9 protein-coding genes and 1 pseudogene are annotated in these 15,031 nt (G+C 53.0%); 2 read left to right on the forward strand and 8 right to left on the reverse strand.

The annotated features are described in order from the left end of the window. Positions 1–107: 107 nt before the first annotated feature. Genes L6472_RS11805 through hpt form a run of 4 tightly spaced genes read right to left on the reverse strand, consistent with a single transcriptional unit; the run spans position 108 to position 5,767 of the window. Positions 108–3,437, reverse strand: a complete 3,330-nt coding sequence (locus L6472_RS11805) for a carboxypeptidase regulatory-like domain-containing protein (RefSeq protein WP_237805331.1) — start codon at positions 3,435–3,437, stop codon at positions 108–110. 20 nt (positions 3,438–3,457) lie between these two features. Continuing rightward, positions 3,458–4,624 carry a GTPase ObgE gene (gene obgE / locus L6472_RS11810; protein ID WP_237805333.1) on the reverse strand — a complete coding sequence of 389 codons (1,167 nt, stop codon included), beginning with the start codon at positions 4,622–4,624 and terminating at the stop codon, positions 3,458–3,460. Continuing rightward, positions 4,614–5,186 (reverse strand): adenylate kinase, encoded by a 573-nt coding sequence (locus tag L6472_RS11815; RefSeq protein WP_237805335.1) that lies wholly within the window; start codon positions 5,184–5,186, stop codon positions 4,614–4,616. The genes obgE and L6472_RS11815 overlap by 11 nt, the downstream gene beginning before the upstream one ends. A 41-nt stretch (positions 5,187–5,227) precedes the next feature. Further along, complete coding sequence (hpt, locus tag L6472_RS11820; protein WP_237805337.1) at positions 5,228–5,767, reverse strand: hypoxanthine phosphoribosyltransferase; 540 nt, start codon at positions 5,765–5,767, stop codon at positions 5,228–5,230. 92 nt (positions 5,768–5,859) lie between these two features. On the opposite strand from hpt, the gene L6472_RS11825 reads away from it, so the two are divergent. After that, the gene (locus L6472_RS11825) at positions 5,860–7,374 is read left to right on the forward strand and encodes an NAD(P)H-hydrate dehydratase (protein WP_237805339.1); all 1,515 of its coding nucleotides are present in this window, start codon (positions 5,860–5,862) and stop codon (positions 7,372–7,374) included. A 19-nt stretch (positions 7,375–7,393) separates the two neighbouring features. Beyond that, positions 7,394–8,473: a DUF4831 family protein gene (locus L6472_RS11830; RefSeq protein WP_237805341.1), complete on the forward strand. Its 1,080-nt coding sequence runs from the start codon at positions 7,394–7,396 to the stop codon at positions 8,471–8,473. 116 nt (positions 8,474–8,589) lie between these two features. Here the strand turns inward: L6472_RS11830 and L6472_RS11835 are convergent, their stop codons facing one another. The 4 genes and pseudogenes from L6472_RS11835 to L6472_RS11850 all read right to left on the reverse strand — a co-directional run bounded on the left by L6472_RS11835 (position 8,590) and on the right by L6472_RS11850 (position 14,680). Then, complete coding sequence (locus tag L6472_RS11835) at positions 8,590–9,345, reverse strand: basic secretory protein-like protein (RefSeq protein ID WP_370640915.1); 756 nt, start codon at positions 9,343–9,345, stop codon at positions 8,590–8,592. Between the two features lie 3 nt (positions 9,346–9,348). Further along, positions 9,349–11,670: pseudogene (locus L6472_RS11840) on the reverse strand (GH92 family glycosyl hydrolase); the annotation flags it as partial. Between the two features lie 170 nt (positions 11,671–11,840). Then, positions 11,841–13,673: a TonB-dependent receptor gene (locus tag L6472_RS11845; RefSeq protein WP_237808028.1), complete on the reverse strand. Its 1,833-nt coding sequence runs from the start codon at positions 13,671–13,673 to the stop codon at positions 11,841–11,843. A gap of 29 nt (positions 13,674–13,702) precedes the next feature. Further along, the gene (locus L6472_RS11850) at positions 13,703–14,680 is read right to left on the reverse strand and encodes a DUF362 domain-containing protein (RefSeq protein ID WP_237805343.1); all 978 of its coding nucleotides are present in this window, start codon (positions 14,678–14,680) and stop codon (positions 13,703–13,705) included. Positions 14,681–15,031 lie beyond the last annotated feature (351 nt).

Below are 15,031 nucleotides of genomic sequence, written 5' to 3' on the forward strand. Positions count from 1 at the left end.
TTATTTATATAATATATGTTATCTTTCTGGTTGCAAAGGTAAGAACTTTCGTTTGCAACCAAGTTGCAAAAAAAATGGAACCCGCCAAACTGACGGGTTCCTATCTCTTAGTTAAAGAAGTATTTAAGTCCGATGCTGGCGTACCAACACTGTCCTACGTCGTAGCTCCACGTCCATGTCTCAGTCTTACCACTGATAACGGCTGGCGTCGAGAACAACGGATACCCTTCTGCGTCCTTGCCAGCATAGGTCAGGATGCGAGCATCATTGCCTATGGCCGGATTCAGATACTTAGCCACTCCCCACGTAGAATCGAAGAAGTTCAGCACGTTCTTCATATCAAAACTCAGCTGCAACTTATGTTTGGTATCCCTAACATTGAAGTTAAAGTCATGCTTATAGCTGAAGTCTATGCGATGTACCCATGGACAAGGGTCTCCATAAGTCCCAGCATATTCACCCTGATGCCTCTTTAGATAGTCATTGCTATGAACAAAGTCCATGAAGCGCTTCATATCATCTTCTGAGGTGAAGCGGAACTCTCCCTTGCCGACTCCCACCTGATCATCTCGTGGAATATAGACCAGATCATAGGAATACCCATCCTGATTCATGTCGTTAGTCAGCATATAAGACACATTATTCGTCATCGTATAGCCCGTAGAAGCATCTACACGCACACCGCCATGACTACCCTCATAGATAAAACTATAATGGTTGCCCGACTTATCATGCAGCGAAGCCGAAGCCACAAAACGATCAGGAATCACGAATAGCGAGTTGTGAAGTCCCACCTCGTTAGGTCCCTTATACGAAGGAATATTTGCAAACGTAGATGAAGGGTCATTGCCAGGCATGCCCGACACCTCCTTCTGTACCGTATGCGTATAGGCAGCCATCAGGTCTAACCATTTGAAAGGCTTGGCCGTCACGGTAACATTGCCCAGCCATCCATAGCCCTTACTCGTGTTAGACAGCACATAAGCGTTGGGCAATGCCTTCCCATTGGCATCCGTATATTTCACATTTACAAATTCAGGACGACAGTCTGCCCCTTTGAACAGAGGTTGCTCTTTAGAGCTATAGTAGCTCCAATCCTGAATATACACATCATTGATATTCTTGTTCACGACGCCCTCCAAGGTCACCGTCATGGGGAAAGCCACCGGCACCTGATAGTCAACAGCTAATGATGTCTTCCACACCTGCGGCAGTTTAAAGTCTCTGACCACCCCACTGATAGTAGAACCCGCCTGACCATCCTCTGGTGTGATATTAGCAGGACCGAGTCCGTTGGTCGTTACATAACGATACAAGTCCATGCGAGTCTTGATATCACCGGCAAAATGCTTTGCCATAGCCTCTTCACCGATGTTCAAGCCCTTGTTCAGTCCCGTCGTGTTCCAGATACCATTATACTGCAGCATGTTTGAGCTTGATGGCATATTCGTAAGGAACACTAAAGGCAGACGGCCCTGAAACAAGCCCGTACCTCCACGTACCTTCAGACTCTTGTCGCCAAACACATCCCAAACCACGCCCACACGTGGAGAGATGGTCAGATTGTTGTCAGGCCATTTTCCTGTGTCCAACGAGCGACCGTTATAGTCAATCGCAGCAATGGCATTGTTGGTCATGAGATCCTTGTTGTCGAAGATCAGTTCGTCAAGACGCAACCCATAGGTCAACTTCAAGTTAGAGCGAAGTTCCCATTCATCCTGCAGATAGAATCCCAGACGATGATTGCGCACTCTCACTGCCGGTTCCATCTCTCCGTTATAGCCATAGGTCAGTGCCACCACCTCTGGGGCTGCCCCCGTCAGGAAGTCGTCAATAGATCTATAGCGATAGTAACCCGTACCATTTCGCATGTAAATATTGTCGGCCATCTTGTATTCATAACTGATGCCCGCCATAATTTTGTGCCTTCCCAGATAGTAGGTTGCATCATCCTTGACGTTCCACACATCATTATGAATACCCGTTTTCCACGAGAACAGTTCATGTCCCAGCGAAATATAGTTGCCGCCGGCACCATCCAAGATATCAACAAACGGGAAATCAGAAGAGTCTGTTGCACGCACATCATCCTTCTTCGTATAGGTAGCCAAGAACTGGTTCGAGATATTATCTGTCAGCCTACTGTTCAAGTCAATGGAGAAAGAGTGCACCTTGTTCTTCATCTGATAGAGCGAGTTAGCATAAGCCATTGCATATTGCGACAAGCGTCCATACGACGAGCGCTTGGCACCATCCATCGAGTTCACGTTTGTTGACTTCCACACGCTGTTGTCAGTAAAGTTATAGCGCAGAGCCAGATGATGTTTATCTGTGATGTTCCAGTCTATTCGTGCCAGGAACTTATAGTTGTTATCGACTGCCGGATAGTTGGTCCACGAGCCAGTGCTGTATCCATACTTGTCTGCGACATACTGTGACACCCGTTCCAAGTCGCTCAATCTCACACGCGAGATATAGTTCGTGGGATCAGCGACGCCATCTTCCGACCCACGCCATCTGTTCACCACCGTAGGTGTCTTGGCCATTTCGCCATTGGCAAAGAAGAACAGTTTGTTCTTGATGATTGGTCCGCCCAGCGTGAATCCGTAAATCGTGTTCTGATCCTTCTCACGCGTACCGGCAATCTGTTCGCGGTTTACAGCATCCCCGTGCATATTTTCATTGCGATGATACACGTAAGCCGTCCCCCTTAGCGTGTTTGTACCCGACTTAGTAATGGCATTGACTCCGCCTCCGATAAAATCAGTCTGACGCACGTCATAGGGCGATATCAGTATCTGCATTTCCGCAATAGCGTCTATTGAGATAGGATTGCCACCACCTGGCAGGTCCATGTTTGTTCCGAAATCATTATTGAAGTTGGCACCATCGATGGTAAAGTTAGCCGTTCGTCCGTCACGACTTGCCAGAATCATGCCATTACCGCCGTAAGGTGACAGCCTGACGATATCCGTCAGCTGGCGGTTTGGGTTTGGCATGTTCTCTATCAGTCTTGCAGAAATGTTAGTCGATGGTCCCGTCTTCTGTGTCGTGAACTTCGATGTATTGCCGCTCACCACCACCTCATTCAGTTCGGTCGTGCTCTCAGCAAGCTTTGTGTCCAGCCTGGTCGTCTCACCGAGTTGCAATATAATGTCCTTTGTCACCGAGGGTTTGCATCCAATGTAGCTTACTGTCACCACATACGGGCCGCCGGGACGCATGCCTTGGATTGTAAACAGTCCATTGCTATTGGTGATAGCCGTGTAGCGCGTACCCGAAGGTTCATGCACGGCCTGCACCGTAGCGCCAATGACAGTCTCTGTGCTTCCCATATAGGTGACAGCACCTGCCAAAGAAGAATTTGTAATCTGCGCAACAGCTGCCATGGATATAGTGAGCAGAGTTGCAATCACCAATAATAATTTCTTATTCATGTTAGTAGAAAACCGTTCAACTAAAGTTCTTCGTCTTCCTCGTATTCAAAATCCTCCAAGTCTTCGACATCTTCTACATCCACGTATTCAATGTCTTCATCTTCGCCTTCATCGGCCAACTCCTGTGCAAACATCGACATATCTTTGTCGCGGTGCACCAGCGAATCCTCTGCCATGATGCCCTGGATCTTGTTGCTTTCAGCATTCAGTTCGCGCCAGAGCACATCCTTCAATTCATCGAGTCCAAATCCTGTCACGGCCGAGATGAACACCACTGGCAAATCCTGTGGCAACGTCTCGCGCAACATCTCTATCAGTTCCTCGTCGAGCAGGTCGCACTTTGTCACCGCCAGCACACGATGTTTGTCAAGCATCTCAGGATTGAACTGCTGCAACTCGTTGAGCAGAATCTCATACTCACGCTTGATGTCGTCGGTATCGCCAGGCACCATAAAGAGCAACAGCGAATTGCGCTCTATATGTCGCAGGAAGCGCAGTCCCAGTCCCTTACCCTCTGAGGCACCTTCAATAATACCGGGAATGTCGGCCATCACAAACGACTTACCATCGCGATAGCCCACGATGCCCAACGAAGGTTCCATCGTCGTGAACGGATAGTTAGCTATCTTCGGCTTCGCATTCGACAAAGCCGACACCAATGTCGATTTACCCGCATTGGGGAATCCCACCAATCCCACATCAGCCAGCAGCTTCAGTTCCAGGATGATGGTCATCTCCTGCATGGGCTCACCAGGCTGCGCATAGCGCGGTGCCTGGTTAGTCGCCGTGCGGAACTGGAAATTGCCCAGTCCGCCGCGACCACCTTTCAGCAACATCACCTCCTGTCCGTCGTAGGTCACGTCGCAAATATATTTTCCCGTTTCGGCATTATACACCACCGTACCGCAAGGCACATCGATATAGATGTCCTTACCATCGGTGCCATGACACTTGTCACGCCCGCCATTGCCGCCATGTTCTGCGAAGATATGTCTTTCGTACTTCAGGTGCAACAGCGTCCAGTAGTTATGATTACCGCGCAGGATAATGCTACCGCCTTTGCCCCCGTCGCCACCGTCAGGTCCCCCGTTAGGGTTATACTTCACGTGGCGCAGGTGCATCGACCCTTTGCCGCCCTTACCCGAGCGGCACATGATTTTTACGTAGTCAACAAAATTAGATTCCATCAATCACATTACAAATGTCTGCGAAGATACGATCCAGCTCGCCCAGGCCATTGATATGGTGGTGCAGACCCTCCTGCTTGTACCATTCAATCAGTGGCTGTGTCTGGTTGTGATAAACCACCAGGCGCTTCTTGATCGTCTCTTCATTATCATCGGCACGTCCGCTCTGCTGTCCGCGCAGAATCAGGCGCTTCATCAATTCGTCCTCTGGAACGTCCAGTTCAATCATGGCAGCCACCTTGTCGCCACGCTCTGCCAGCATCTTCTTCAGTGCGTCAGCCTGTGGGATGGTGCGGGGGAAACCGTCGAAGATCACGCCCTTATGCTCACGACCGAAAGAGTCATATACCGATGCCAGGATGCTGACCATCAGCTCGTCTGGAATCAGCTGTCCGTTGTCAATAAACTGCTTGGCCGTGTTGCCCAGCTCTGTGCCGTTCTTAATCTCAGCACGCAGCACGTCGCCTGTGGAGATGTGCTCCAGTCCGTACTTTTCAATCAGTTTGTCACTCTGTGTTCCTTTGCCAGAGCCTGGGGCTCCGAAAATTACAATGTTCTTCATTTTTCCTGAATAAATTTTTTCTGGCTTATTGTTATCATTGATTAATCTTCTACCACGGTGTAGATATCACGCAGATTGCGTCCCTGCTGGTCGTAGTCCAGTCCATAGCCCACGATAAAGTCGTTAGGAATGCGCAGTGCCACATATTCCACGTTCAGATTCTCTTTCAGCTTGTCGGGTTTCAGCAGCAGTGTGCATATATGAATAGATGCGGGGTTGCGTGTGCCAAGCGACTCCACCATCTGCTTCATGGTCAGACCAGTGTCCACGATGTCTTCTACGATGACGATGGTGCGCCCAGTCAAATCTTCGTTCACACCCAGCACTTCGTGCACCTTACCTGTAGAAGTGGTTCCCTGATAGGAAGCCAGCTTCACAAACGATATCTCACAAGGAATTGTAATCTCACGCAGCAGGTCGGCTGCAAAGACAAAAGCCCCATTCAATACGGCCAGGAACAAAGGGTTCTTACCAGCCATATCCTTGTTGATTTGGGCAGCGACAGCTTTCACGCGCTCGTGGATTTCTGCCTCAGGAATCGACGTTTCAAACGTTTTATCCTTGATAGTTACTCTACTCATTCGAATGATTTATTTGAATTTTGCCGCAAAAATACAAAAAAATCAGCAAAACCGTCCACTTATTAACAATTAATTTGTATTTTTGCAGCGTTATGAAAATATTCACTAGCGCGCAGATTCGCGAACTTGACAAATATACAATCGAACACGAGCCTATTAAGTCTATTGATTTGATGGAGCGCGCTGCACATACTTTCACACGTGTTATTGCAGAGAAATGGCCCACCATCTATCCTGTTGTGGTCTTTGCCGGACCGGGCAACAATGGCGGCGACGCACTGGCCGTAGCGCGTATGCTGACCGACATGGGCTATCAGGTGCAGACCTTCCTGTTCAATATCACAGGCAGTCTTTCGGCCGACTGTGCCGAAAACAAGCAGCGCCTGATTTCCAAGAAGGGCTTCTCACTGTTCACCGAGGTCACCCAAGAGTTCGACCCGCCCAAACTCGAGAAGGGCATGCTCGTGGTTGACGGCCTTTTCGGTGCCGGTCTCAACAGGCCCTTGGCAGGCGGTTTTGCATCACTGGTGAAGTATATCAACGCCTCTCAAGCAGATATTGTCAGCCTCGACGTCCCTTCCGGACTGATGACAGAAGACAACACCTATAATGTTCGTGCCAACATTATTCGCGCCAACATGACGTTGACGCTCCAGCAACCCAAGCTATCGTTTCTTTTTGCCGAGCATCAGCAGTTCTTGGGCGAGGTACGCATCTTGGACATCCGACTCAGTCAGGAAGCCATCAGCAAGCTCGACGCCACCTATCGCATCGTGGAAGAAAGCAACGTGCGCCAGCTGTTGCGCGACCGTGATGCTTTCGCACATAAAGGAACCATGGGCCATGCCCTCATCATAGCAGGCAGCTACGGCATGGCTGGTGCTGCCGTGCTGACTTCAAAAGCCTGCATGCGGAGCGGTGCCGGCAAAGCAACCATCCACACGCCCAAGCGCAATGCCATGATTCTGCAGACGGCTGTTCCCGAGGCCATTCTCCACATGGACCGCGAGGAGACCACCTTCTCTGAGGCTGTTGCCACCGAAGACTTTCAGGCTTTAGGCATCGGTCCTGGCATTGGCACCACCGAGCAGACCAGTATTGCCATGATTGCCCAATTGCGACGCGCACAATGTCCCGTCGTGATTGATGCCGACGCGCTGAACATTCTGGCCACACGTCGTGCCTGGCTGCAGCAATTGCCTAAGGGAGCCATCCTGACGCCCCACCCCAAGGAGCTGGAGCGACTGGAGGGTCAGTGCGTTGACAGCTACGAACGACTGAGCAAGGCACGTCAGTTGGCGGAGCGCATCGGTGGCTATGTCGTGCTGAAAGGACACTATACAGCCATCTGTATGCCCGAGGGCCACGTGGTCTTCAACCCCACCGGCAATGCAGGCATGGCCACTGCAGGCAGCGGTGATGTGCTCACAGGCATCCTGACCGGACTGCTGGCACGCGGCTACACGCCACAGGAGGCCACCGTCCTGGGTGTTTATCTCCACGGACTGGCTGGCGACTTGGCTGCCAAGGAGCTGGGCGAAGAGAGCCTCATCGCCAGCGACATCATCCGATATCTGCCCAAAGCATTCTTAAGACTAAAAGGTTAACGAAAAACATATCACACCCATGAAAAGATATTTCTTTCTTGCCCTGCTCCATTGTTGCGTGGTGGCAGCTATGGCACAGACACAACTCAGCAACTATCAGCCGGGTGTCACACCCGAGGGAGCCGTGTATTTCCTCCCCAAGACCGCCATCAAGTTTCATATTCTGGTTGAGAAATCAACGTTCCAGCCTGGCGATTTTGCCAGCTATGCCCATCGCTACTTGCGCTTGGTCGATGTGGGCCAGGAGCCCAGCGTCAGCTGTCGCCTGCTCGGCGTACGTCAGGAAGCCGTGGCTATCGCCGACAGCACCAAGGCCTACGCCGTCAAGTTCAATGCCAAGACCGTAGCTGCCAATGTCGCACTGTCGCAAGACGGCTGTCTGCTGGCCATCAATGCGGCCCCTGCCAAGACGGCAAACGACTTTGAGCCTTTCGAGGCAGCCCCCCGCCAAGAGCCTGTCAACGCCCGCACCCTGCTCAACGAAGAGATTCTGGCTGCCGGAAGCACGGCGAAGATGGCCGAGCTGACCGCCCGCGAGATCTACGACCTGCGCGAGAACCGTAACCTGCTTATCAAGGGACAGGCCGACTTCATGCCGAAAGATGGTGCCCAGCTCAGACTGATGCTCAACCAGCTGGAACAGCAGGACCGTGCGCTCAGCTCGCTCTTTGTGGGCACCACACGCAAGGACACCACCGAGTATGTGGTCACCGCCACGCCCGACGGTCCCTTCACCCATCAGCTGTTGTTCCGCCTTTCCGATGTCAATGGCGTGGTGGACACCGACGATCTCTCTGGTGCGCCCTTCTATCTGACCGTCGAAGATATGAACACGGTGCCTCCTGTTGACGAAGAGGCTGCTGCCAAGAACAAGAAAAAGCCTTTCGAGGCTGGCATCTACGTGAACGTGCCCGGTCGCATGCGCGTCACGCTCTTCGAGGGCATCACCCCCATTCAGACCGAGGAACATCCCGCACCTCAGTTTGGCAACGTAGAACTGCTCAGTGGCGAACTGTTCAACAAGCGCTACACCACCCACCTCTGGCTGAACCCTCTGACGGGTGCCGTGGAGCGACTGGAGGCCGAACAACCAAAATAAGCCATTTCATCCGTCACGTTTGGCGGCACTAAACGCCACGTTTGGCGGTCCCATTCAATGCGTTTGGCGGCGTTATTCTCAAGGAATAGCGCCGCCAAACTTTTTCTCACTGTTTCTTACTTATCGCCCATGGCTCGCATGTACTCATCCCAGAGCGAGTCGATGGTGTATCCCTTGCCCAGGGCATACGCCACAGCACCGTTCCACGACCAGGGCACTACCTCCAGACAAGAGCGGTTCATCTTGCGGATAAAGTCAGCATCCTTCGTCTCGCGCACCCAGTTAAAGAAATAGCCGATGTAGCGATAGCCATCATGATAGCTGCCACCCTTCGGACGGTCTTTCTCGCCATGGAAGCCGCCACAAGCCACGCGAACGGCATCGGCAGTGCCTTCGACCATCTCCCACACGGCCTTGTTGGGACCACCATAAGGACCGATGCCCTGGGGTTCCAGTTGGAAGGCGTGGGTCAACTCGTGGAGCAGTACACCACGCGTTTCGAAATCGACACGGGCCGTATCGTTATCCACAAACGAGCGCTCCACGTGTCCCGTGGTGTAGGTGATGTTCACAAAGCCATTGCCGCCACCTTTCCACGACACGCCATCGGCATCGCGGATGATATAGTCCAGACGCTTCAGCATGGGAATGCTGTCTTCGGGGGTGAAGTACAGGCACTTCATCACCTCGCGAGCCACACTGCGGATATAGGGATCGGGCTGCGATATCAGGGCGTGATAAATCTGCGAGCCTTTGGTCTCGGGGTTCATATCCACAAAGGTAATGTCGCGCAGGTGGGTATTCCAGCGCCGATCCTCTTCGGTCAGCTTATTGCTCATGCGACTGGCTATCGACGAACTGGCCGACTGCATCTCGTCGGTGAGCGAGTAAGGCTTGTCGGAAGCCGACAGTCCGCGTTTCTTATTAGGTTTCGATGCCATCTCAAACTCGATGACACAGCCGTTGACCAATTGATCGTGGGTGATATAAAGCTTGCTGTATGGTTTTCCATTCAGGCGCACCGACTGTACGTAGCGGTTCTTGTCGCTCACCTTGGGTGCTCTGATCTCGATGGTATGTCCGTTTTCCAGAGTCACCTTCATCGCAGGCAGATAGGGTGCCCCCAACACATACTGGTCGGAACCGGGACACACGGGATAGAAACCCATGGCGGTGAAGAGATACCAAGCCGACATCTGTCCGCAGTCATCGTTGCCGCCCAAACCACGAATCTCGCTGCGATACATCCTGTTCATGATGGTGCGCAGCCACTGCTGTGTCTTCCAGGGCTGCGAGGTCCAGGCGTAGAGATAGGGCACGTGGTGGCTGGGCTCGTTGCCATGCACATAGCCACCCACCAGACATTCGGCGGTGATATCCTCATTGTCGGCATAGTATTTCGCGGGCAGGTTCATGCCAAAGAGGGCATCCAGTTTCTCCACGAAGGCCTTTTCGCCGCCCATGTGCTTCATCAGCCCGCGCACATCGTGAGGCACATGGAACGAGAAGTTCCAACTGTTACCCTCGATGAAGCCCTCACCATAGGTCTGATAGGGGTCCATGTCGGCCTTGAACTTGCCGTTGCGATAGCGTGGCGAGGCAAAGCCACGGGTGGGATCGAACACGTTCTGGTAGTTGGTGGCACGGGTTTGGAACTGGATGGCGATATCATCGTGGCCCAACTGCTGGGCAGCATGATAGATGGTCCAGTCGTCGTAGGCATACTCCAACGTGTTAGAGGCGGCAGTGCCGTCCTTGTCATACAAGGCATAGCCATAGCGACGGTAGTCGTTGATGCTGGGGAAATACTTATTGTTGGCCGTGGTCACCATGGCTTTCAGAGCTTCCTCGCCATCGATGTCGGCCCCCTTTGCCAGCGCATCGGCCAGCACACTGACGGCATGATAGCCCGTCATGCACCAGCCCTCATTGCCCATCAGACTCCACACGGGCAGCATGCCCACAATGTTTTGCTGCTGATGCTTGATCATGGAGCGCACCATGTTGGTGTTGCGCGAGGGCTTCAGCAGTCCCAGCAGGGGGTGTTCGGCGCGATAGGTGTCCCACACGGAGAACACGGTATAGTTGTCGAAACCGTCTGCCACATGAATATTGCCGTCCAGTCCGCGGTACTTGCGGTCCACGTCCATATAGATAGAGGGGTTGATCATGGTGTGATAGAGCGAGGTATAAACCATGGTTTTCTGGGCCTCGGTGCCCTGACAGTCGATGACCGACAGCTCCTGCTCCCACTGCTGACGGGTGGCGGCAGCAATCTCGTCGAAGCTGCGACCGCTGGCCTCGGCCTTGAGGTTGGCCTTGGCGCCCTCGGTCGAAACGGCAGAGAGGGCCACCTGCACCTCCAGCTGGTTGTCGTCGGTGTCAAACTCGAAGTAGGCCACCACCGAACGCCCACCCATGTCGGGGAAGCGGTGGTGCTTATCGAACTTGCCCCAGAAGCCCTGATAGCGCTCAGCCTTGCGGTCGCGATAGCCATAGTCCTTGATGCGCTTGCTGAAGGAGATGGCAAAGTAGGTGTAGTTGGTGCGTGCCCAACCGTTGGTCAGACGATAGCCCGTCACCAACGTGTCGTTCTCCACGCGCAACTGCGACCACAGCACCTTGCCGTCGTAGTTGTAGATGCCGTGCAAAAGATCCACGATGAGTCGCTGCCGGTCGGCCTTCTCGGGGAAGGTGTAGCGATGAACGCCCACACGCTGCGTGGCGGTGAGTTGCGCACGCACGCCGTTGTCGGCCAGTGTCACCTCATAATAGCCGGCACGGGCCCGCTCGGTGGCGTGGTCGATGCGCTGGCGGTAGCCACTCTCAGGATGGTCTTTCGTTCCGGGGTTCAGCTGCAGGCGTCCTGTCTGGGGCATGATCAGCACATCGCCCAGGTCTGAATGGCCGGTACCACTGAGGTGTGTATGACTGAATCCCACGATGGTCTGGTCGGTGTGCTGATAGCCAGCACAGTAGTCATAGACCTGTCCTTGGTAGCGCCCGTTCACATTGTGAGGTATCGTGTCGGTCTCGGGCGACAGTTGCACGATGCCAAAGGGCGCACAGGCACCGGGAAACGTGTGTCCCATGCCTTCGGTACCAATGAAAGGGTTCACATAATCTACTTTAGAATGCTGCGTTGCGGCAGCAGGTTTCGGGTTTTGTGCCATAGCGACACCTGTGAGACAAGCCATCAGCCATGTCACACAGCAGTTAAGGTAATTGTTCTTCATTCTTGTATTGTATAATCATCATTAAATACTCTCGCACAGACAGTTCGCATACTGTCGCTCTGCAAAGGTACAAATAACTATGGAAATACAAGAAAGAATTAACAAAATCTTACAATCTTAATGACTGCAGTCTAAAATGCGATGTTCACACCCGCCATAAAGGTGGCACGAGGCATGGGAAAGCCTGCGTTGAGCTCGTAGCTTTGAGCCAGCAGGTTCTCGCCGCGAAGCCAGAGGGCAACGTCCTTGGTCAGCGCATAGTTGACGGTAGCATTCAGCAGCATCACGTTCTCACTCTGCTCGTTGGCACCGACGGCCGTATAGAGATGGTCTAAGTACTGCAGTCCGGCAGTCACAGTCCACTTGCTCTGATGATAGTTGGCACCCATGAAACCCTTATAGGTGGGGGCTGCTATCACCTTATTCTCCATGTGCAACAAGCTGTGGTTGGTATTGAAAGACCAGTGCTCGTTGAGGCGAAGGTCGGCCTCAAGTTCTGCGCCACAGTTTTCTATCTCGCCGGTGTTAATATTCTTACCGGCCACGGTCTGAATCAGATTGTCGCCCTTGGCATAGAACACGTTGACGCCATAACGGAAGTTGCCGACACGCTTGCGCCATGACAGCTCATAGTTCCACAAGCGCTCAGCCTCCAGCTGGTCGTTGGCGGTGCCATAGAGGTACATATCCTTGGCATTGGGGTTACGAAATCCCTTGGCAACCGACAGTTTTAGCTCGCCACCCTCTAACGAACGATGCACCAAACCCACCTGGGGCACCCATTCGCCACCAGCCTGAGAATGATGATCATAGCGCAAGCCTACATCCACGGTGACATAGGCAGAAAGGTCTTGGCGGAAGTCCACATAGCCAGCCACCTCGTTTTCATGGGCATGGGCGCTCTGCATCTTGCGCTTTCCTGCCATGTTGACATCGCCGGTGATGCGGTTGGTATAGTAGGCACGCCCATAGATGTGCTGATAGTCGGCGCCCACGGTCAGGCGATTGCCGCGAAACAGGCGCATGGTCTGATACCACGAAGCGCCTGCTACGGCATCTTTTGACCTGAAATAGTCGCTCTGCGGCGTGCCGCCCACGGCATCATAGCCATCGTTGATTTTATGGCGGCCGAAGTTATCATAGATGCTCAGTGCGCCACTGGTGTTGGCAAAATGATTTTCCAGCACCAGACTGGCCACACCACGCGTGATATACTGGTCGGCCTCGAGTTTCAGTTTGTCTGTGCTGCCAGGATTGCTGGCATTGAAGTGCGTCAGGTCCAGGTCGGCATAGACATCCCAATGGTCGTTGAGGTCGTAGGCCAACTTCACATATCCGCCATACTGCTCAAAGCCCATGTTGGGACGATGGTTGTCTGAGCGGCTGTATTGCGCAGCCACGGTAGAGCCAAAGCGTCCGCTACGTAGCTGGTTGGCCACCTCGGCCTGCACGGAGCCATAGCTGCCAGCGCCAAGGTTCACGGTGGTTCTGACCCCATCATGGTGCATGCCACGGGTCACAATGTTGATGACGCCGCCCATGGCATTGTTGCCATAGAGCACAGAAGCCGGTCCGCGAAGCACCTCTACGCGCTCGGCCATCATCGTCTGATAGCTGTCGCTGATGGGATGACCATACACGCCGTTGTACTGTGGGTGGCCATCGACGAGCACCAGCATCTGTCCGACGCTGCCACTCAGACCGCGCACACTGATGCCACCGGCTGCACCGCCACTGACGCCATAGCCCATGACGCCGCGGCTGGTCACAAACATGCCGGGCACGTGCTGCGCCACAGTGGGCAGCACGTTCTGCTGTTGGTTCTGCGTGAGCGTCTGACGGTCAATCACGGTGACCGTCATGGGCAGATGACGCACGTCGGTGGGCTGACGAGTGCCTGTCACTACTACTTCCTGCAGCGCCAATGTGTCGGTCTGCGCCATCATTGCTGTACTGACAGCCATAGCTGCCAACACTAAAGAGATACGTTTTTTCACTTATCTATATTTACCAAAGTATATGTCTTCTTGCCCAGTCCTATCTTCTCTGCATAGTCGGTGATATAGGTGCCATGCTGACGATTGATGCGCTTGATGAGCGGTTTGTTGTCGTCGCCAGGTTTACCCTTATAGTTGAACACCTTGTCAAGACAGGCCTGATCGAGGGCCACGGGGTCGAGCGAGGCCATGATGCCCATGTCCTGCAACTCGGGTTTAGCAGGGTGACCGTCGCAGTCGCAGTCAACAGACATGTTGTTCATCACGTTGATATAGACCACCTTTCCGCCGAAATAGTTATGCACGGCCTGCGCTGCTGCAGCCATCGACTCGAGGAAGTCGTCCTGTGTAGGACCGGCAGCCAGATATTCTTTATTCCACGCCAACTTGGCATCGTCGGTTTTGCCAGCTGAATGGATATAGGCTTTGCCCGCTGTAGATGCCACACCGATGCTGGCATTCTTCAGCACACCGCCGAAACCGCCCATGGCATGACCCTTAAAGTGGGCCAGATTGATCATGAAGTCATAGTTGGCCAGATGCTCGCCCACGATGTCATAGTGCAGGTGCTTCTGGTCTTTCACGGGGATGCGTATCTGTCCGAACTCGTCCATCAGGTCAACAGCAAAGATGGAATCGAAGCCATGCTCGTGGATGGTCTGCCAATGGCGCTGAGGATCCTGGCGCGTACCGCCATAGGCCGTACAGCACTCTACGATGGTGCCGTTGACTTTCTCCACGAGATTGCGGATGAGTGTGGGCTTCAGATAGTGGGTGTTGCCACCCTCGCCGGTAGAAATCTTCACGGCAACGCGTCCTTGGGGCTCGACGCCAAGCGTCTCAAAAATCTTCACTAAGGCCTCGGGGCTTATCTCTTTGGTGAAATAGACCACGGGGGTTGCTGGTTTCTTGGCCCATGAGGTTGCTGTCAGCAGACATGCCATCACAACCAACATCAATGTTTTTTTTGTCATAATCGATAAGTATAGTTTGTTTATTCCGACTGCAAAGATAATGATTAAATTTGAAAAAGTGGCCGTTCGACGGTTAAAAAGCGGTCGTTCGGACAGCTCAAAGTAAGGGTTTCATCGTGCAAAAGTGCCACTCTTGATGCCATTGCAGGGGCTGGAAAGCTCGAATCCAGGGGCTGAAGAACTGAAGTCCAGGGGCTGGAAATGACCGTTTCAGGGGCTGCACGGATCCGTTCCAGCCCCTGGATCCGGAACAAAAGGGGCAGTATTGGCAAGCAATTGCGCCACTATAAGGCCGTCATAGGAGCACTTTGACCTCGTAAAAGTGGCCGAATGAGCAAACAAAAAGCAGTA

Source organism: Prevotella sp. E13-17 (assembly GCF_022024035.1).
Classification (GTDB): domain Bacteria; phylum Bacteroidota; class Bacteroidia; order Bacteroidales; family Bacteroidaceae; genus Prevotella.